Raw genomic sequence first — 16,718 nt, forward strand, 5'->3', positions numbered from 1 at the left:
TGAGCCGTGTGGAACGGCGCGCGCGGGGTTCTGGCCGCAGCGCCTTTCTCGAAGAGCCAGTTAGCAGAGCATGAACCGCATCAACAAGCCTTCCGCCTTCGCTTGCCTGACAATAGCGCTGTCGCTTGCGCTGGCCGGCTGCGGGGCGGCTGCGCCAGCGGTGGAGCCGCCGCTCGCGGGTGCGCCCATCGGGGGCGAATTCACGCTGACGAACAGCAAGGGCGCCCCCGTGCGCTGGGGCGATTTTGCGGGCAAATACCGCATCGTCTATTTCGGCTACACCTTTTGCCCCGATGTCTGCCCCACCGACATGCAACGCGTCGCGCAGGGGCTGAAGGAACTGAAGGCGAGCGATCCGGACTCGGCGGGCAAGATCGTGCCGATCTTCATCACCGTCGATCCGCAGCGCGATACGCCGGCGGTCGTCGGGGAATTCGCCGCCGCCTTCTCGCCCGACATGATCGGCCTCACCGGCACGCCGGCGCAGATCGACGCGGCGGCCAAGGCGTTCAAGGTTTACCACGCCAAGGGCGAGGCACGGCCGGGCGGCGGCTATCTGGTCGATCACACGCAGGTCGTCTACCTGTTCGGCCCCGACGGCGCGCCGATCGCGACGCTGCCCACGGACCAAGGCGGCGATGCGGTCGCGGCGGAACTGGCGCGATGGGTGAACTGAGGGACCGCTTCTGGGAGCTGCCGCTGGGCGAGCTGACCCGCGCCGAATGGGAAGCGCTGTGCGACGGCTGTGGCCGCTGCTGCCTCCACAAGCTCGAAGACGAGGACACCGGCGAGGTGGTCGATACCAACATCGCCTGCCGCCTGCTCGACACCAAGACCGCGCAGTGCTCCGACTATCGCAACCGCAAGGCCTTCGTGCCCGATTGCCTGCGGCTGACCTTGCGGATTGTCGAGCAGGTGCGCTGGCTGCCCGCCACCTGCGCCTACCGCCTGCGCGCCGATGGCCGCGCTTTGCCCGGCTGGCACTACCTCGTCTCGGGTGACCGCGATGCGGTGCGGCGCGCGGGCGTCTCGATCGTCGGGCGGGTGGTGAGCGAGGTCGATGCCGGGCCGATGGAACACCATATCACCGAATGGCCGGCACCGCGCCGCGACTGGGACGAGGGGGCGGGCGCATGATCGACTGGCTGCGCGGTGCCTCGGCGCGCCATGCGCTCGATCCGGAAATCGACCTCGGCGGGCGGCAGGTGCCGATTGTCCTCAAACGCATGAAGACCGCGCGGCGGCTGACATTGCGGCTCGCGCCCGATGGCAGCGAGGTGCGCATAACGCTTCCCGCCTGGGCCGAGGGACGCGAGGCGATCGCCTTTGCACATGCCCGCAGCCAGTGGCTCGCCGAGCAGATGGCGCGCCTGCCCAAGCGCGCCGCGCCCGAACCCGGCGGCGAGGTGCTTTACCGCGGGCAGGCGCTGCGCCTCGTGTGGGAGCCGCGTGCTCCGCGCCGGCCGGCGGTGGAGGGTGACGGCCTCAGGATCGGCGGACCGCAAGCAGGGCTCGAGACGCGCCTCAGGCGCTGGCTCGAGGCCGAGGCGCTGCGCCTCGCGGAGGCCGACATGCACGACTATTGCGCCGCCGCCGGCCTTGCACCGGTCGCGATCGGGCTGACCCGTGCGCAGCGGCGCTGGGGTTCCTGCTCGGACCGGCAGCGCATCCGCATCAACTGGCGGCTGGTGCAGGCGCCCGACTGGGTGCGCCGCTCGGTGGTGGCGCACGAGGTCGCGCATCTCGTCCACTTCGACCACTCGCCCGCGTTCCATGCGCTGCTCGCGCGGATCTTCGAAGGCGAGATCGCCGCGGCCGACCGCTGGCTCAGGGATCACGGCCGCGGGCTTTACGCAAGCTTCGGGTAGGAGCCGGGCCGAGGGAGCCTCGCTGCGCTCGGGCGTGTGCTGCGGGCCGCTCGCAGGCCCGCCCCGCTGCGACTAGGCCGCTTCGCGACCAAGTCTCGCTCCCCTCGCGCAAGCGGGAGGGTGGGTCGACGCCAATCGTCACCCTCCCGCTTGCGAGAGGGGTTAGGGGTGGGCCTGTCAGCGGCCCGCAGCACACGCCCCATCGCAGCGAGGCTCCCTCACCCCCTTCCCCCTCGGCGCCCCCGCGCCTATACTGTCACGATGCGCATTCTCCCCTCCCGCTTCAATCCGGTCGGCGGGTTTGCCGATTTCTGGAAAGAGATCCGGCGGCCCCACCCCCATCGCTGGCCGATCCTGATCGTCTCGATCCTGCCGGCGGCGCTCATGATCTGGTGGGGCGCGAGCAGCACCCAGTATGGCGAGCCCGAGCGCCCGACGATCGAATACATCACCACGCTCGATCCCGCCCGCTCCGAGGCCGAGATCATGGCCGAGAACCGCGCCAACCAGGAAATCAAGGACCTGCGCGCGGCCGAGGAAGCGCGCATCGCCGAGGAAAAGCGCCGGATCTACAAGGAAATCGGGCGGGCATCCGGCATGGATGTCGAGGAAATCGAGCGCAAGGCCGAGGCCGAGCGCGCGGCCGAGAAGGCCGCCGCCGACAAGCGCCGCGCCGAAATCGCGGCTGCCGCCAAGGCGAAGCAAGCCGAAAGCGCCGGACAATAGCCGCCGCACGCGCACCTTCCGATCACGACTGGATGGCCGCCGCCGCGCGGCTCGCGGCCCGTGCGCGCCCCTCAAGCCGTCCCAATCCGGGGGTCGGGGCGCTGGTGGTGGCAGGCGGCCGGGTGATCGCGCGCGGGTGGACCCGGGCCGGCGGGCGCCCGCATGCCGAGGCGGCGGCGCTCGCCGGACTCGCGCCTGAGGTGCTGGGCCGCGCGGCGCTCTACGTGACGCTCGAGCCCTGCGCGCACCTCTCGGAGCGCGGGCCCGCCTGCGCCGACCTGATCTGCACCGCGAGGCCCGCGCGCGTGGTGATCGGCCAGCTGGACCCCGACCCGCGCACTGCCGGACAGGGCATGGCGCGGCTCGAGGCGGCGGGGATCGCTGTGACGCTGCTCGGCGATGACGCCTCGGCCGCGAGCCTTGCGGGCTTCCTCACCCGCCAGCGCGCGGGGCGGCCGTGGGTGACATTGAAGCTCGCGACCTCGCTCGACGGCTGCATCGCGCTGGCCGATGGCACCAGCCAGTGGATCACCGGCGAAGCGGCGCGCGCCCATGTCCATGCCCAGCGCGCGCGCCATGACGCGATCCTCGTGGGCGGCGGGACATGGCGCGCCGATTCCCCCCGCCTCGACGTGCGCCTGCCCGGGCTGGAGGCGCGCTCGCCGCAGCGGGTGGTGCTGACCCGGCGAGCGGCGCCCGAGGGTGCCGCCGCCCTCCCCGCGCCCGATGCCATCGCCAGCCTCGAAGGCGTGCAATATCTCTATGTCGAAGGCGGGGCCGCAGCCGCCGCCGCCTTCCTTGCCGCCGACCTTGTCGACGAACTCCACCTCTATACCGCCCCGATCGTGATCGGTGATGGTCTGAGGGCGCTCGGCCCGCTGGGCCTCGCGTCCTTGGGCGAGGCGCACGGGCGCTGGCACATCGCCGAACGCCGCCAGCTTGGCAGCGACGCCTTCGCCGCCTATCTGCGCACCCGATAGCTCTCGCAAGGAACCCGCCCCCATGTTCACTGGCATCGTCACCGCCATCGGCACCATCGCCGCCGCCGAACAGCGCGGCGACCTGCGGCTGCGCATCACCGCCCCGCTCGATCCGGCGCGGATCGACATCGGCGCCTCGATCGCGTGTTCGGGCGTGTGCCTTACCGTGGTCGAGCGCGGCGGCGGGCGAGGCGATGCATGGTTCGATGTCGACCTCTCGGGCGAGACCGTCAGCCGCACCGTGCCGGGCATGTGGAACGCAGGCGCGCGGCTCAACATCGAACCCTCATTGAGGCTCGGCGACGAACTGGGCGGGCACATCGTCACCGGCCACGTCGATTCGGTCGGCGCGGTGGTGATGGTGGCGCAGTCCGGCGACAGCTGGCACATCGCGATCCGCGCGCGGGCCGAGATGAGCCCCTTCATCGCCGAGAAAGGCTCGATCACCGTCAACGGCGTGTCGCTGACCGTCAACGACGTGCGCGACCGGCCCGACGGCACCTGCGACTTCCTGCTCAACATCATCCCCCACACCGCCGCGGTGACGACGCTGGGGGCGCTCAAGGAGGGGGACGCGGTCAATCTCGAGATCGACGTGCTCGCGCGCTACTTGAAGCGCATGCAGAGCCTCGCTGCGGCGCGGTGAGGGCGGGCGACAGACGCTGCTGGTCTTGCTACTAGCGGCACGTTATCTCCTGCCCGTACACAAGGTTGGTAGGGGGATCGCATGACAATCAGAACATTGGCCGCAGCCCTTGCAGCCAGCGCGATGGTGCCCGGCGCGGCATTGGCGCAGGACACCACGCCCGCAGGCCATCACCTGATCGTTTGGGCGGGCGACCGTGCAAAAGCCGACAAGGATTTCGTCGCGGTGATCGATGCCGATCCGGCCTCGCCCACTTATGGCCGGCTCGTCACCAGCGCCGCGACCGACCAGACCAGCAACAACCCCCATCACACTGAATACACCATGCCGGAAAGCGGCAAGCTGTTCGCCAATGATCACGACGCAGGGCGCACCGTCATCCTCGACGTCACCAATCCGCTGGACATCCGCCAGATCGCGGTGTTCGGCAATCTGGCAGGCTTTGCCATGCCCCATTCCTTCCTGCGCCTGCCGAATGGAAATGTCCTCTCGAGCTTCCAGCTCGCCGCGCCCGGAGAGTACACCGGCCATAGCGGTCACGACATGATGGCGATGAGCGGCACCAGTGGCGGGATCGTCGAGATCGACGAGACCGGCCGCGCGGTGCGGTCGGCCAGCAATGCCGATCCGGCCTTTGGCGAGGAAGGCCTGCTGCCCTACAGCCTTGCCGTGCTGCCCACGATCGACCGCGTTCTCGTCACCAATTCGCCGATGGGTAACGAGCACATGCTGACGAGCAACACCTACCAGATCTTCCGCCTGTCGGACCTCGCGCTGCTGGGCACCCACCGGCTCGATCCTGGCCCCACGCTCAACGGCCATGTCGCGCCCGAGGAGCCGCGCGTCGCGGCAGACGGATCAGTCTATATCCAGACCCTGTCCTGCGGGATGCAGCGGGTGACCGGGGTCGACACCCACCGGCCAGCTGCGCGAATGGTCCACAAGTTCGAGGGCGACCGCTGCGGGGTACCGACCATCGTGGGCCATTACCTTGTCCAGTCCGTTCCCGCGATCCACGGTTTCGTCGTTCTCGACATCGCCGACGGCGAGAATGTGCGCGAGGTTTCGCGGCTGGTGATCGACGGGCGATACAGGTCGCACTGGACCGGCTGGGACGCCAAGGCGCAGCGGCTAGTGGTGACCTCCGGGCAGGACGGCGACCGCACTTACCTCTTGACCCTCGACCAACAGACCGGCGCGCTGGCGATCGACACCGCCTTTTGCGATGCCGACGGCAAGCCCGGCTTCAGCTTCGACGCGCGCGCATGGCCGCATGGATTCACCGGCGCAGCCAAGCCGCACGGTGCAGTGTTCACCCGGTAGAGATCTAGCGGAGCGCCAGCGGCCCTTCCGCGAACCCCTCCCGCGTGATCGCATAGGTGAGGTGCGGGACGACCGTGCCGCCCGCCATCACCCGCTCCTCGCACCGGTCGGTGAGGCTTGCGCCAATGCGCTCTAGCGCGGTGCGCGAGCGGGTGTTGGCCTCGCCGACAAGGAAGCGCACCTCGGCGACACTGGCGAGGGCGTGGGCGAGCATCAGGCGCTTCATCTCGTGGTTCCAGCGCCCGCCCCAATGCGAGCGCGCGAGGAAGGTCCAGCCGATCTCGACCGAGCCGCCGCCTGCTTCCTCCAGCCCCTGAAAGCGCGAGGAGCCGATGATCGCATCGGTCGCGCGGTCAATCGTCACCAGCGCGCCCCTGTTGGCGAGCGCGTCGGCGAAAAAGGCGCGGAACACCGGCTCCTGCCAGCGGTCATGCGCGGGGTGCTGCTCCCAGACCAGCGGGTCCGAGGCGACCGCGAAGAGCGCCTCCCAGTCCCCCGGCTCCAGCGGACGCAGGCGGACATGCTCGCCCTCCAGCACCGGCTGGCGGTCGAGCATCGGCCCTACCCCGCGACCGCCGCCAGCGCGGCGATGAACTTGGGGAGGTTCCCCGGCGTGAGGCCGGCAATGTTGATGCGGCCCGAGGCGGCCATGTAGATGCCGTGCTCCTCGCGCAGGCTCGCGACCTCTTCCTTGGTGACCGGCAGCATCGAGAACAGCCCGTTCTGGTGGCCGAGCGGCGTGAGGTCGATCCGTCCCGCACTGCCCGCGCTGGCGAGCGCATCGCGCACCTGCCGCATCCGTGCGCGCATTGTGTCAAGCTCGGCGAGCCACTGCGCGGTCATGCCGGGATCGCCGAGGATAATCCGCACCGCCGCGCCGCCGTGATCGGGCGGCATCGACCAGCCCGCGCGCGCCAGCGCATTGGCGTTGGAAAAGGCGGTGCCCAGCGCGCCTGCGTCCTTCGCCAGCACGTAGAACGCGCCCACGCGGTCACGATACTGGCCGAAATTCTTGTCGCAGGAATAGGCGATGAAGGCTTCGGGCACCCTGGCGAGAACGCCGCGCATCCCGGCGGCGTCTTCCTCCATCCCGTGGCCGAGGCCCTGATAGGCGGCGTCGATGATCGGGAAGGTGCCGGAGGTCGCAAAGGCATCGGCAATCGCGGCCCACTGGCCCTCGGTGTAATCGATGCCGGTCGGGTTGTGGCAGCAGGCGTGGAGCAGCACCGCCTCGTCGGCCGCAGCGCCGTTGATCGCCGCGAGCACGGCGTCGAGGTTGGCGGTGCCGTCGGCATTGGCGTGTTCGAAGGGCGCAAGCTCCATGCCGAGATCGGCAAGGATCTGCGCGTGGTTGGGCCATGACGGCACGCCCATGTGGACACGCTTCACCCCGGCCTTCTGCGCAAGACCCAGCGCAAGCCGCACCGCACCCGTGCCGCCCGGGGTCTGCATGCCCTGAATGCGGCCGCCCATCGCCGGGCCGCCCGCGCCGAACACATGGGGCATCAACGCGGCGACGAAGCCCATGTCGCCTTCCGGGCCGAGGTAGGACTTGCTCTCCTGGGTATCGAGCAGCACCTGTTCGGCCGCCTTGATCGCGGCGAACACCGGGGTCGCGCCATCCTCGGTGCGGTAGACGCCGACGCCGAGGTCGATCTTGTCGCTGCGCGGATCGGCGGCGTGAAGGCGGATCAGGGCGAGCAGCGCGTCGGGCGCCTGGGGGCTGAGTCGGTCAAGCATGCGCGGGCGCATGGCGCGCGGGCGCGCAGATCGCAACCGGCTTTTCGTATTCAGGCGGGGAAATGCGCCCTCAGAAGGGCAGCCACTTCTGCTCCTTGGAGAACTTCATGTAGCCCGCATTGACCCCGATCCGCAGCCCCGCGCCGACCCGGATCGGGATCAGCACCACATCGTCGCGGCGCAGATAGCTCGCGTGGAGCCCGCCGACGAAATAGGCCTGCCCCTCGCCTGCCGGAAAGCGCTTGAAGAGGTCCTCGGTGTCGAACAGGTTGTAGACGAGGACGAAGGTGTTGGCGGCATTGGCCCCGGCATCGAAGCCGATCGAGGGGCCCGTCCAGTAGACTTTCTGCTCGCCCTCGATCTTGTGGTGGAGCGTGCCCGATCCATAGCGTGCGCCGAGGATGAACGCCCCGCCCGCCTCGCGCCCGACGATGTAGCCGTTAGGTTCGCCCTGCTTCCTGAGCAGGTCCTCGATCATCTTGGCAAGGCCTTCCGCGCCCTTGCCGAACACCCCTTCGGCCGCGCCGATCAGATCATCCTCGCCATAGGTCTGGGCGGTGGCGACCGGCGATGTCTGGGTGGCGGGGGGAGCCGTGTCCTGCGCAGCCGGCGGGGCGGCGTAATCGCCGAAGGTCGCATCGACACCCGGGTCGGTGGCCGGATCGGCAGGCGGCGGGGTTTGCTGGGCGGTGCCCGCCGGCGGCGCCTGGGGCGCAGCCAGATCGGCGTCGATCGCGCCGCTCTGCTCGCTCCAGGCCGCATCGGGATCGACCGTCTCGAGATCCTGCGACTGCGCGAGTGCGGGAACCGCAAGGCTCAGCGCCGCGAGCGCACCCAGGGCATAGCCCGCCGCGCGGCGGGCCCATCCGGCAAGCGGGGCTTCGGGGAAACGGGCGGTCATCATGCTCATATTTGCGACCTTTCGCATGTCAGTGTCAGCCCCGGTTTTCTGCGCATCACAGGAGATTCGCTTCTGCTGCGGGCCGCAACCATCCGTCGCCGAGGCGAATCCGATTTGCGACGAACCGCTCCGGTGGCTAGCGGCGCAAGGCTGAACCTCTCCCGAACCGCGCGCCGGTCCCCTTGCGGGGGCATCGGGGCAAGCGGGGGCAAGGATTTTTGTCCAAGCACCTTGCCGCTTGCCCAATGCCCGACTATAGCCCCGCCCTCGCAGCCCAAGCTGATGCCCGGAGACGTGGGTGAGTGGCTGAAACCAGTTCCCTGCTAAGGAACCGTACTCTATCAGGGTACCGAGGGTTCGAATCCCTCCGTCTCCGCCACTCCCCTGTCGCGAACCCGCAATCGGGCGACCGCAGGGGCGCAAAGCCCCCAGTAGTCGCGCCGTTTTTCCGATGCCGTCCGAACCCCGGAGACTGGCGGACGCGGTCAAAGCTGTCTCTGAACGCAATTTGTCTCTGATCACCCGAACCTCACCGCCGGTCGTTCGGATTTCAAATAGATATGTTTTACAGGCATTTGGCCAATAAGCTGGCTCGGCAGTTCGTCGGAGAAACTCCTTCGAATGTGCAGTTAGAGAACCCGAGGTGGAGGTGTTGGCGCGCAATTCTGGGCGCACCTGGCCTGTCCGCATGGACGGCAAACGCCAGCCTGCAAGGCGGTATTTAGGCTTCTGAAGAGCCGAAGGCGGCAGCAACCTGCTCTGCCCACGGCAGGTCGGCAATGACCGTCAGGTCCTTGAGCGACACCGCCAGTGGGCATCGCTGTAGCAGCAGTTTCTCGAGAACAGCCGGGGCCAGATAGGCCAGCTTGATCATCCGGCCGATGTAGCGGTCGGAGACATCTTCGGCGTGGGCCAGGTCGAAATTGGTGCTGGCCTTTCCGGCCTCCAGCTTGCGCCGCCAGCTCCATGCCTTGGCGACGGCGCGCAGCACATGGGCCTCCACAGCGGCCTCATTGGCCTCCACCGGATTTGACGGCGGCATGATCTTGGGTCGGCCGTTACGCTTGCGGATGGCCAGCGGGATAATGACCCTGATGGTGGTGGGCGCGACGCTCATGCCGCCATCTCCCGGCGCGGCGTCACCATCTCCCTTCCACCGCCACCTCCCGCCTGAACCCCGGGGAAATCTCGTATCTGTCGAGGGGCCAACTACGGCGTGATCCCGGCCGCAGCGCTTGCGGGCGTATGGCCCGCTTACGCCGCCCGCCAAGGCTTGCGGCGTGCTTGACCCCGGCGCGCGGCGCGCTATTCCGGCGCAATGGGGTCACGCAACCTCCCGTCCAAGCGCGCCCGCGTGCTCAAGTGTTGCCTCGTCGGGCCGTGCTTGCCGCGGCCAGAGCTTGTGCGAGGTAGACCGGACGTGATCTTCAGCAATTCCCGCCTTTCGCGCAGCGCCGCGCTGGCGCTTGCCGCTGCCCTATCCATGCCCGCGCCGGTACGCGCGGAAGACCCGCCGCCGCGCCCGCCCAAGCAGCAGCCACTCGAACTCGGCGCCTCGGTGCGCGCGCGTTTCGAGGCAATCGACGGACAGGCGCGCGCCGGGTTCAACTCCGCCGACGAGCTGGCGAGCTTCCGCACAATTCTCACCGCCGACTACCACATAACCCCCGAGGTCCATGTCGTCGCCGAGCTGTGGGACAGCCGCGCCTATGGCGGCAATAGAGGCACGCCCGTCTCCACCGGCGAGGTGAATACACTCGAACCTGCGCAGGCCTATCTCGGCGTCGCGCTGCCCGGAGCGCTGGGCACGGGCACCAAGGTCGACCTGCAAGCGGGCCGTTTCCTCCTCGCGCTCGGCTCGCGGCGGCTGGTGGCGGCGGACGAGTATCGCAACACCACCAACAGCTCGACCGGCATCAGGGCCGACATTGCCGCGCCGGGCGGGTGGAAGGCGACGCTGGTCTACATTCTGCCCCAGCAGCGCCTGCCCGATGACCGCGCGAGCCTGCTCGACAACGACGTCGCACTGGACCGCGAGAGCTTCGATGCTGTGCTGTGGGGCGGACTGGTGACCCGCACCAACACGCTCGCGGGGGCGATGGCCGAGGTCGGCTTCATCCATTTCGGCGAGCGCGATGCACCCGGCCGCCCGACCCGTGACCGTTCGCTCGACACGGTCTTTGCCCGGCTGATCCGAGACCCGAAGCCCGCCGCATGGGATTTCGAGGTCGAGGGCATCGTCCAGCGCGGAACCGTATCGACCAGCCTTGCCGCCAGTGCGTCGGCGCAGGATGTGCGCGCGTGGTTCGTCCATGGCGATCTGGGCTACACCTTCGCAGGCGGATGGAGACCGCGCGTCGCGCTCGAATATGACCATGCGAGCGGCGATGGCCGCGGCGGCAGCTATGGCCGCTTCGACCCCATCCTCGGCATGCGCCGCGCAGACCTTGCCCCCGGCGCGCTCTACAACGCGATCCTGCGCTCCAATCTCATCAGCCCGGGCGTCAGACTGGAGGCGGTGCCGGGCAAGAAGACCGATCTGATGGTCAGCTACCGCCCGTTCTGGCTGGCCGCGCGCGAGGATGCGTTCTCGTCGACCGGGGTGCGCGATGCGACCGGACGGTCAGGCCGCTTCGCCGGGCACCAGCTCGATGCGCGGCTGCGCTACAGCCTGACCTCCAAGATCCGGCTGGAGGCCGATGTCGTGCTGCTCGCCAAGGGCCGTTTTCTGCGCGAGGCACCCAATGCCCCGCCGGGTGCCTGGACAAAGTATATCTCGCTCAACACCACCTTCACCTTCTGACAAGCAGGCCCCGAAAAGCGCAGCCGCGGGTTGCCCCGATCAGTCTTCCTGCCCGTCTTCGGCCGGACAGGTGTCGAGCAGATCGCGCAGGCCGGATGGGCGGACCGCGATGGTGACGCGGTCGGCATCGGGGGCATAATCGCTCCCGGCCGCTGCCAGCGGGGTCCAGGGCGCGGGGCATTGCACCGCCACGATCGGCACCGGGCCGCCATAGACACGGCGCACCTCGCGCGCGACCATTGCCAGCCAATCGGCACGGCGCTGCGCCGCAGCCGGCGACATGGCGCCCGCACCGAGCGGCATTTCGAGGTGGATCGCGGCGAAGGCCGGCACATCCCCGGGGCAATCCCGATCCTCGCAGTTCTCGCTTTGGGCGGCGCTTCTGTCCGCTTGCCTCAGCCACTGCGCGAGGCTGGCAATCTGCCGGGTCGGCACCACCAGCGCCTCGCCGTCCTCGGCGTAATCGAAATGCGGCAGCCCGGCGATGCGCAGGCGCACCTCGAGCCGCGATCCTGCCCCGGGCTGGTCCCCCTCGTCCGGGCCGAACCGGCGGCGCGGGGTCGTCACGAGGAAGCGGCCGAGCGCAACAACGTTGTCGGCGCCGGGTTCGGGCCGGGTGATAGGCCGGGGCAGCGGGAGGCGAATTCACATAGGCCAGTGACCCGCTTTAGCCGGGCCTCGGGCGGCGGGCTGCCCGGCGCAAATCCTTGCCGAGTTTAGGGAACCTGCCGCCAAGCTCGCCGACAAGGCTGGGGGGGGAGGGACACAAGGACAAGGTGCCAATGCCCAGACCAGCCTGCAAGACCGCCTACGGCCCGCCGCCGCAGCAGCAGCCGCAATGCTTCACCACCGAGATGACCGCATCGCTCCCGGCGCTGCGCAGTTTCGCGCGCTCGCTGTGCCGCCAGCGCGACATGGCGATGGCCGATGATCTGGTGCAGGAGACAATGGTGCGCGCATGGGTCTCGCGCCATACCTTCCTGCCCGGCAGCAAGTTCCGTCCGTGGCTGTTCACGATCCTGCGCAACCAGTTCTACAACGCGGTGCGAAAGCAGGGCCGGCAGGTTGCCTGGGAGCCCGAAGCGGCCGAGCGGCTGCTGGTGCAGGCCCCCGATCAGGAGGAGCGCATCCACGTTGCCGATCTGGAAGGGGCCCTGGCACAATTGCCGCAGCGCCAGCGCGAAATGCTGATGCTGATCGCGGGTGCCGGGCTGAGCTACGAGGAGGCCGCCGAGGTCGCCGATTGCAAGCTCGGCACGGTCAAGAGCCGGATCAATCGCGGCCGCGCGGCGATGCGCGCGATCATCGCCAGCGGCGAGGCCCTGCCCGAAGCCTGAATGCCCGGAGCCTGAACAAGCTGCGGGCCCGCTCCCGGATGGGAACGGGCCCGCATGGAGGTGGCGCGGGACGGTGTGCCTCGGACCCCGCGCCGGCCCCTATTGGCACAAGACTATTGCGGAGGCGTTTCGGCCTGCTCCTCGATCTGCTCGGCCTTGGCATCGGCGTTGTCGCGCACCGCATCGGCCTTGTTCTCGAGGTTCTGTTCGGCAGTGCTGTCGACGCCGTCGGTGGTCTGGTCGAGCGCGTCGGCCTGCTCTTCCATCGCATCGGCGGTGGCTTCGCCCTGCGCCTCGATGGCATCGGCGGTTTCTTCGGCCTGTTCTTCGGCAGGGCTGTCGCAGCCCGCAAGGCTGGCCCCGGCCAGAGCGACCACGGCGACGAGGGTGTTGAGCTTTTTCATGCTGTTGCGTACTCCTTTCATCGCACCGAACCCCGGCGCAGCAGGTTGACGATCGCCAGCAGCACCACCGCGCCGAGGAACGAGACGATCAGCGCGCTGATCGAGAAATCGCCCGCAGTGATGTTGCCCCCGCCGATCAGCGGATTGATGAGGAAGCCGGCGACGAGCGCGCCGACCACGCCGACGACGATGTTGAGGAAGATGCCCTGCTGGGCATCGGTGCGCATCACCATGCTGGCAAGCCAGCCAAGGATGCCTCCGACGATGATGATCAGGATCAGGTTCATTTGGTGTCTCCTTGCCGACAAAGGCCTTGCCCGCCCGCGCCCGCTTTCCGGCCGCGCGCCGCTTGGCTTCGACGGGTCCCTGCCTGACAGGGTGGAAGGGATGCGCCCTCACTTATGTTGTGGAGGATGCAACAGTCCGGGCGTGGAAAGGCAGGCAGGGCGGGTCCGGCGCGAAAGGGGTGGCGCAAGGGCGCGCCAGGCGTCACACCCCGCCATGGAGGAGGAGAGGATCATGTATATCGACGGTTTCGTCATTCCCGTGCCGGCGCAAAACCGCCAGGCCTTTATCGATCATGCCACCACTGCCGACAGCCTGTTCATGGAACTGGGCGCCTTGCGGGTGGTGGAATGCTGGGGCGATGATGTCCCCGAAGGCAAGGTCACCGACTTCCGCCGCGCGGTCGATGCGGCGGCTGAGGAAAGCGTGTGCTTCAGCTGGATCGAATGGCCCGACAAACCGACCCGCGATGCGGCCTTCGCCACGATGATGAGCGAGGATTTCAAGGACCCGCGCATCGATCAGGCCACCAACGCCATGCCCTTCGATGGCAAGCGCATGATCTTCGGCGGCTTTGTCCCGGTGGTCGACATGGGAGACGAGACATGACGGCCAAGAACACCATCTGCCTGTGGTATGATGGCACGGCGGAGGAGGCTGCGCGCTTCTACGCCGAAACCTTCCCCGACAGCAGCCTCGATGCCGTCCACCGCGCGCCGGCCGATTTCCCCGGCGGCAAGGCGGGCGATGTGCTGACGGTGCAGTTCACCGTGCTCGGCATCCCGTGCGTCGGCCTCAATGGCGGGCCGATCTTCCCGCACAACGAGGCGTTCAGCTTCCAGGTGATGACCGAGGACCAGGCCGAGACCGACCGCTACTGGGATGCGATCACCGGCAATGGCGGGCAGGAGAGCGCCTGCGGCTGGTGCAAGGACCGCTGGGGTCTCAACTGGCAGATCACCCCGCGTACGCTCGCCGAGGCGCTGGCGGCGGGCGGCGAGGAGGCGGCGCGCGCCTTCACCGCAATGATGGAGATGGGCCGTATCGATGTCGCCGCGATCGACGCGGCGCGGCGCGGGGACGGTTGAGGCGCAGGATCCATGCCGCCCCCGATGTCGAGCACGCGCGCGGCGGCACGGCGGGCGGCGATGGCGCGGGGCGAGTGCTTTAGCAGAGCGCCCGCTCGCGCGCGATCATCGCCGCGTGGGTGCGGTTCCTTGCGCCCAGCTTGCGGCAGATTAGCTTGACGTGGAGCTTGATGGTCGGCTCGCGCAGGTCGAGATCGCGCGCGATTTCCTTGTTCGCCTGCCCCGCGCACAGCCCCGCCAGCACCTGCTGCTCGCGCGCGGAAAGCCTGCCGGTCGCAGCCGGCTGCGCCGGGGTGGGGCGGTGGAGATGGATCGGCATGTAGACCTCGCACGTCGCCATGAAGCGGATCGCGTTGACCAGCGAGCGCGCAGGGACGGTCTTGATGAGGTATCCGGCCGCGCCCGAGGCGACCACACGCTCCGCCACGCCCGGCGGAGCCAGCCCGCTCATCAGCGCGACCGGCCGCCCGAAGCTCGCCGCAAACGCCTTGTCGAGGCCCGCATGGCCATCCATCCCCGGCACCCCGCAATCGAGCACCACCAGGTCATAGGGCGGCGCAGCAGCAGCGATCGCGGCCAGCGCGCCACGTGGCCCTGCCCCTGCGCCCTACGGCCAGCATCGCGGTGCAGGTGCTGCTGGTGGCGAGGGACGAGCGCACCGCGCGCAGCGGCGGGCCGGTCATCCTGCGCGATGCCGAGCGCCGCGAGACGGCGCGGGCGCGCAGCGATTTTGACGGTTTCGTGCTGTTCGAGGGCCTCGCCTTCGGCACCTACCGCGCCGAGGCGGCAGGGCAGGCATCGGCCAGCCTCACCGTATCGCGCGAGGCCCCCGAGGCGAGCGGGCGCGGGCTGATCGCGGCAGGCGGCTAAGCCTAGGCGTCGGTGCGCAGCAGCACCCTCCCGATCGCGACCTGCGCCCGCGCTTCGCTCACGCCCAGTCCGGCCAACCCCATCGCCAGCATCGCCGCCAGCCGCTCGGCCGCGCCATCGCGGCTCGGCACTGTTTCGAGGACGTGCACCATCAGCACCTGGCACAGGCCGAGCCAGTAGATCAGTCCGGTCTCGCGCGCCTCGGGCCGCACCGCGCCGGTCGCCAGGGCGGCGTCGAGATCCTCCTTGAGCCCGCGGTTGAGCGGGTGCGTCCAGCGTGTCGCCGGGCCGAGGCTGCGCATCAGCACCATCGTGCGCCGCGGTTCGGCCTGCGCGAAGCGCGCGGCGACCGCCATGCCCCCCGCAACCCGCTCGACCGGATCGGCAACCCCGGCGTTGAAGCGCGCCACCTCGGCTTCGACGTCGGCACGCACCTCGGCACTGACCGCCGCGGCGAAGGCGTGCTTGTCGGCAAAGTGATTGAAGAAACTGCCCTTGGCGACGCCGGCGTGAGCGACGAGATCGTCGATCGGGATTGCGTCGATCGGGCGCTCGACCAGCAGATCGAGCCCGGCAGCGATCAGGGCGGCGCGGGTGCGTTGCAAGCGCGCGGAAGGTGTGGCGGCGGGGGAGCTCATACGAAAAGCATACTTGACCAGATGGTCAAATTCAAGCTATCTGACCAAATAGTCAAAAACGAATCGCCGCAAGAGCGAAGAGTCACCGGAGGGATCATGGCCGTCATCAAGGTCGAAGACATCGCCCATGTGCGCTTCGCGTGTCCCGATCTGTCCGCAATGCGCGGCTTCCTCGAGGACTTCGGCCTCGCCTGTTTCGAAGATGGCGGCAGGCTCTACGGCAAGGGCAGCGACGGGCGGCCCTTCGTTCATGTGAGCGAACCGGGTGAAGCGAAGTTCCTCGCGGTCGGCCTGCGCGCGGCAAGCGTCGCCGATCTCGAAGCCCTTGCCGCGCATGAAGGCGTGGTGGTCGAACCCCTGAACGCGCCGGGCGGCGGGATGGTGGTGCGCCTCACCGATCCCGATGGCTATGTGGTCGAAGTCATCGCCGGACAGGACTGCGCTGCGCCGCTTGCCTGCCAGACGCCGCTGTTCAACTCGGCCGATGCCAAGCCGCGCCAACGCAGCGCGATCCGCCTCGCGCCCGCCCCCGCCCATGTGCGCCGGATCGGCCATGCGGTGCTCAAGGTCAGCGACTTCCGCGCCTCGGAACGCTGGTGGAAGGAGCGCTTCGGCCTCCTCACCTCCGACGAGATCGAGGCCGCGCCGAACGTGGCGCTGGGCGCCTTCATGCGCTGCGACCGGGGGGATGTGCCGGCCGATCACCACACCATCTTCCTGGCCCAGTTGCCGGGCCCGCTCGGACTGCTCCACGCCGCCTTCGAGGTCGAGAGCCTCGATGACCTGATGCTCGGCCATGAATGGCTCAAGGCGCGCGAACGGCAGGCCGCATGGGGCGTGGGGCGCCACATCATGGGCAGCCAGATCTTCGATTACTGGAAGGACCCCTTCGGCAACGAACTGGAGCACTGGACCGACGGCGACCTGTTCACCGCCGCCGATCCGCCCGCCCGGCAGACCATGCAGGCGCTGCTCGCCGTGCAATGGGGGGCACCGCACCCGATGTTCGCGGGGAAGATCGCCCCGCCCCCGGGCCTCGTCGCCTGGATCACCGCGCTGCAAATCCGCATCCGCCGCCTGCTCTCCCGCACTCCCAAGGAAGCCTGAGC

22 protein-coding genes and 1 tRNA gene are annotated in these 16,718 nt (G+C 69.0%); 14 read left to right on the top strand and 9 right to left on the bottom strand.

What is annotated here, in order from left to right:
• The first annotated feature begins 70 nt into the window (after positions 1-70).
• The 7 genes from D620_RS0108840 (at position 71) to D620_RS0108870 (ending at position 5,543) form a co-directional block, all read left to right on the top strand.
• A complete protein-coding gene (locus D620_RS0108840) occupies positions 71-676 on the top strand; it encodes an SCO family protein (protein ID WP_017665437.1) in 606 nt (201 codons plus the stop codon).
• Positions 664-1,137 (top strand): YcgN family cysteine cluster protein, encoded by a 474-nt coding sequence (locus tag D620_RS0108845; protein ID WP_017665438.1) that lies wholly within the window; start codon positions 664-666, stop codon positions 1,135-1,137. Before D620_RS0108840 ends, D620_RS0108845 begins: the two co-directional genes overlap by 13 nt.
• Positions 1,134-1,868 carry a M48 family metallopeptidase gene (locus D620_RS0108850; RefSeq protein ID WP_026092065.1) on the top strand — a complete coding sequence of 245 codons (735 nt, stop codon included), beginning with the start codon at positions 1,134-1,136 and terminating at the stop codon, positions 1,866-1,868. The genes D620_RS0108845 and D620_RS0108850 overlap by 4 nt, the downstream gene beginning before the upstream one ends.
• Before the next feature lie 261 nt (positions 1,869-2,129).
• On the top strand, positions 2,130-2,594 hold the full coding sequence (locus D620_RS0108855) for a hypothetical protein (protein WP_017665440.1): 465 nt from the start codon (positions 2,130-2,132) through the stop codon (positions 2,592-2,594).
• Positions 2,595-2,626: 32 nt separating this feature from the next.
• Positions 2,627-3,574: a bifunctional diaminohydroxyphosphoribosylaminopyrimidine deaminase/5-amino-6-(5-phosphoribosylamino)uracil reductase RibD gene (gene ribD / locus D620_RS0108860; protein WP_017665441.1), complete on the top strand. Its 948-nt coding sequence runs from the start codon at positions 2,627-2,629 to the stop codon at positions 3,572-3,574.
• A gap of 22 nt (positions 3,575-3,596) precedes the next feature.
• The gene (locus tag D620_RS0108865) at positions 3,597-4,220 is read left to right on the top strand and encodes a riboflavin synthase (protein ID WP_017665442.1); all 624 of its coding nucleotides are present in this window, start codon (positions 3,597-3,599) and stop codon (positions 4,218-4,220) included.
• A gap of 81 nt (positions 4,221-4,301) precedes the next feature.
• Positions 4,302-5,543 (top strand): hypothetical protein, encoded by a 1,242-nt coding sequence (locus tag D620_RS0108870; RefSeq protein ID WP_155800088.1) that lies wholly within the window; start codon positions 4,302-4,304, stop codon positions 5,541-5,543.
• 4 nt (positions 5,544-5,547) lie between these two features.
• On the opposite strand, the gene D620_RS0108875 is transcribed toward D620_RS0108870, so the two are convergent.
• The 3 genes from D620_RS0108875 to D620_RS0108885 form a co-directional block, all read right to left on the bottom strand.
• Positions 5,548-6,099, bottom strand: coding sequence for a GNAT family N-acetyltransferase (locus D620_RS0108875; RefSeq protein WP_017665444.1), 552 nt, complete (start codon positions 6,097-6,099; stop codon positions 5,548-5,550).
• Positions 6,100-6,104: 5 nt separating this feature from the next.
• Complete coding sequence (locus D620_RS0108880) at positions 6,105-7,283, bottom strand: aromatic amino acid transaminase (protein ID WP_026092066.1); 1,179 nt, start codon at positions 7,281-7,283, stop codon at positions 6,105-6,107.
• Positions 7,284-7,353: 70 nt separating this feature from the next.
• On the bottom strand, positions 7,354-8,193 hold the full coding sequence (locus tag D620_RS0108885; protein ID WP_017665446.1) for a DUF1134 domain-containing protein: 840 nt from the start codon (positions 8,191-8,193) through the stop codon (positions 7,354-7,356).
• 279 nt (positions 8,194-8,472) lie between these two features.
• Here D620_RS0108885 and D620_RS0108890 point away from each other — a divergent pair.
• Positions 8,473-8,563: transfer RNA gene (locus D620_RS0108890), tRNA-Ser, on the top strand.
• A 342-nt stretch (positions 8,564-8,905) separates the two neighbouring features.
• Here D620_RS0108890 and D620_RS0108895 read toward each other — a convergent pair.
• Positions 8,906-9,301 (bottom strand): hypothetical protein, encoded by a 396-nt coding sequence (locus D620_RS0108895; protein ID WP_026092068.1) that lies wholly within the window; start codon positions 9,299-9,301, stop codon positions 8,906-8,908.
• 303 nt (positions 9,302-9,604) lie between these two features.
• Between D620_RS0108895 and D620_RS0108900 the strand changes: the two genes are divergently transcribed.
• On the top strand, positions 9,605-10,987 hold the full coding sequence (locus D620_RS0108900) for an alginate export family protein (RefSeq protein WP_017665448.1): 1,383 nt from the start codon (positions 9,605-9,607) through the stop codon (positions 10,985-10,987).
• Positions 10,988-11,026: 39 nt separating this feature from the next.
• Here D620_RS0108900 and D620_RS0108905 read toward each other — a convergent pair whose 3' ends face one another.
• Positions 11,027-11,554 carry a hypothetical protein gene (locus D620_RS0108905; RefSeq protein ID WP_017665449.1) on the bottom strand — a complete coding sequence of 176 codons (528 nt, stop codon included), beginning with the start codon at positions 11,552-11,554 and terminating at the stop codon, positions 11,027-11,029.
• Between the two features lie 215 nt (positions 11,555-11,769).
• On the opposite strand from D620_RS0108905, the gene D620_RS0108910 reads away from it, so the two are divergent.
• A complete protein-coding gene (locus D620_RS0108910) occupies positions 11,770-12,324 on the top strand; it encodes a sigma-70 family RNA polymerase sigma factor (RefSeq protein WP_017665450.1) in 555 nt (184 codons plus the stop codon).
• Positions 12,325-12,437: 113 nt separating this feature from the next.
• Here the strand turns inward: D620_RS0108910 and D620_RS0108915 are convergent, their stop codons facing one another.
• Positions 12,438-12,728, bottom strand: a complete 291-nt coding sequence (locus D620_RS0108915; RefSeq protein ID WP_017665451.1) for a hypothetical protein — start codon at positions 12,726-12,728, stop codon at positions 12,438-12,440.
• Positions 12,729-12,745: 17 nt separating this feature from the next.
• On the bottom strand, positions 12,746-13,015 hold the full coding sequence (locus tag D620_RS0108920; RefSeq protein ID WP_017665452.1) for a GlsB/YeaQ/YmgE family stress response membrane protein: 270 nt from the start codon (positions 13,013-13,015) through the stop codon (positions 12,746-12,748).
• Between the two features lie 232 nt (positions 13,016-13,247).
• On the opposite strand from D620_RS0108920, the gene D620_RS0108925 reads away from it, so the two are divergent.
• Positions 13,248-13,622, top strand: coding sequence for a DUF1428 domain-containing protein (locus D620_RS0108925; protein WP_420705278.1), 375 nt, complete (start codon positions 13,248-13,250; stop codon positions 13,620-13,622).
• On the top strand, positions 13,619-14,101 hold the full coding sequence (locus D620_RS0108930; RefSeq protein ID WP_017665454.1) for a VOC family protein: 483 nt from the start codon (positions 13,619-13,621) through the stop codon (positions 14,099-14,101). The genes D620_RS0108925 and D620_RS0108930 overlap by 4 nt, the downstream gene beginning before the upstream one ends.
• Positions 14,102-14,180: 79 nt before the next feature.
• On the opposite strand, the gene D620_RS15020 is transcribed toward D620_RS0108930, so the two are convergent.
• Positions 14,181-14,681: a response regulator transcription factor gene (locus tag D620_RS15020; protein WP_324603065.1), complete on the bottom strand. Its 501-nt coding sequence runs from the start codon at positions 14,679-14,681 to the stop codon at positions 14,181-14,183.
• Between the two features lie 8 nt (positions 14,682-14,689).
• Between D620_RS15020 and D620_RS0108940 the strand changes: the two genes are divergently transcribed.
• Positions 14,690-14,971 carry a hypothetical protein gene (locus tag D620_RS0108940; protein ID WP_017665456.1) on the top strand — a complete coding sequence of 94 codons (282 nt, stop codon included), beginning with the start codon at positions 14,690-14,692 and terminating at the stop codon, positions 14,969-14,971.
• 2 nt (positions 14,972-14,973) lie between these two features.
• Here D620_RS0108940 and D620_RS15790 read toward each other — a convergent pair whose 3' ends face one another.
• Positions 14,974-15,609 carry a TetR/AcrR family transcriptional regulator gene (locus tag D620_RS15790; RefSeq protein WP_051020581.1) on the bottom strand — a complete coding sequence of 212 codons (636 nt, stop codon included), beginning with the start codon at positions 15,607-15,609 and terminating at the stop codon, positions 14,974-14,976.
• A 96-nt stretch (positions 15,610-15,705) separates the two neighbouring features.
• On the opposite strand from D620_RS15790, the gene D620_RS0108955 reads away from it, so the two are divergent.
• Positions 15,706-16,716 (top strand): VOC family protein, encoded by a 1,011-nt coding sequence (locus D620_RS0108955; protein ID WP_017665458.1) that lies wholly within the window; start codon positions 15,706-15,708, stop codon positions 16,714-16,716.
• Positions 16,717-16,718 lie beyond the last annotated feature (2 nt).

Source organism: Porphyrobacter sp. AAP82 (assembly GCF_000331285.1).
GTDB lineage: Bacteria > Pseudomonadota > Alphaproteobacteria > Sphingomonadales > Sphingomonadaceae > Erythrobacter.

Coding starts and splice junctions, on each gene's coding strand:
- D620_RS0108840 (WP_017665437.1), top strand. CDS start 71: ATGAACCGCATCAACAAGCCTTCCGCCTTCGCTTGCCTGACAATAGCG.
- D620_RS0108845 (WP_017665438.1), top strand. CDS start 664: ATGGGTGAACTGAGGGACCGCTTCTGGGAGCTGCCGCTGGGCGAGCTG.
- D620_RS0108850 (WP_026092065.1), top strand. CDS start 1,134: ATGATCGACTGGCTGCGCGGTGCCTCGGCGCGCCATGCGCTCGATCCG.
- D620_RS0108855 (WP_017665440.1), top strand. CDS start 2,130: ATGCGCATTCTCCCCTCCCGCTTCAATCCGGTCGGCGGGTTTGCCGAT.
- ribD (WP_017665441.1), top strand. CDS start 2,627: ATGGCCGCCGCCGCGCGGCTCGCGGCCCGTGCGCGCCCCTCAAGCCGT.
- D620_RS0108865 (WP_017665442.1), top strand. CDS start 3,597: ATGTTCACTGGCATCGTCACCGCCATCGGCACCATCGCCGCCGCCGAA.
- D620_RS0108870 (WP_155800088.1), top strand. CDS start 4,302: ATGACAATCAGAACATTGGCCGCAGCCCTTGCAGCCAGCGCGATGGTG.
- D620_RS0108875 (WP_017665444.1), bottom strand. CDS start 6,099: ATGCTCGACCGCCAGCCGGTGCTGGAGGGCGAGCATGTCCGCCTGCGT.
- D620_RS0108880 (WP_026092066.1), bottom strand. CDS start 7,283: ATGCTTGACCGACTCAGCCCCCAGGCGCCCGACGCGCTGCTCGCCCTG.
- D620_RS0108885 (WP_017665446.1), bottom strand. CDS start 8,193: ATGAGCATGATGACCGCCCGTTTCCCCGAAGCCCCGCTTGCCGGATGG.
- D620_RS0108895 (WP_026092068.1), bottom strand. CDS start 9,301: ATGAGCGTCGCGCCCACCACCATCAGGGTCATTATCCCGCTGGCCATC.
- D620_RS0108910 (WP_017665450.1), top strand. CDS start 11,770: ATGCCCAGACCAGCCTGCAAGACCGCCTACGGCCCGCCGCCGCAGCAG.
- D620_RS0108915 (WP_017665451.1), bottom strand. CDS start 12,728: ATGAAAAAGCTCAACACCCTCGTCGCCGTGGTCGCTCTGGCCGGGGCC.
- D620_RS0108920 (WP_017665452.1), bottom strand. CDS start 13,015: ATGAACCTGATCCTGATCATCATCGTCGGAGGCATCCTTGGCTGGCTT.
- D620_RS0108925 (WP_420705278.1), top strand. CDS start 13,248: ATGTATATCGACGGTTTCGTCATTCCCGTGCCGGCGCAAAACCGCCAG.
- D620_RS0108930 (WP_017665454.1), top strand. CDS start 13,619: ATGACGGCCAAGAACACCATCTGCCTGTGGTATGATGGCACGGCGGAG.
- D620_RS15790 (WP_051020581.1), bottom strand. CDS start 15,609: ATGAGCTCCCCCGCCGCCACACCTTCCGCGCGCTTGCAACGCACCCGC.
- D620_RS0108955 (WP_017665458.1), top strand. CDS start 15,706: ATGGCCGTCATCAAGGTCGAAGACATCGCCCATGTGCGCTTCGCGTGT.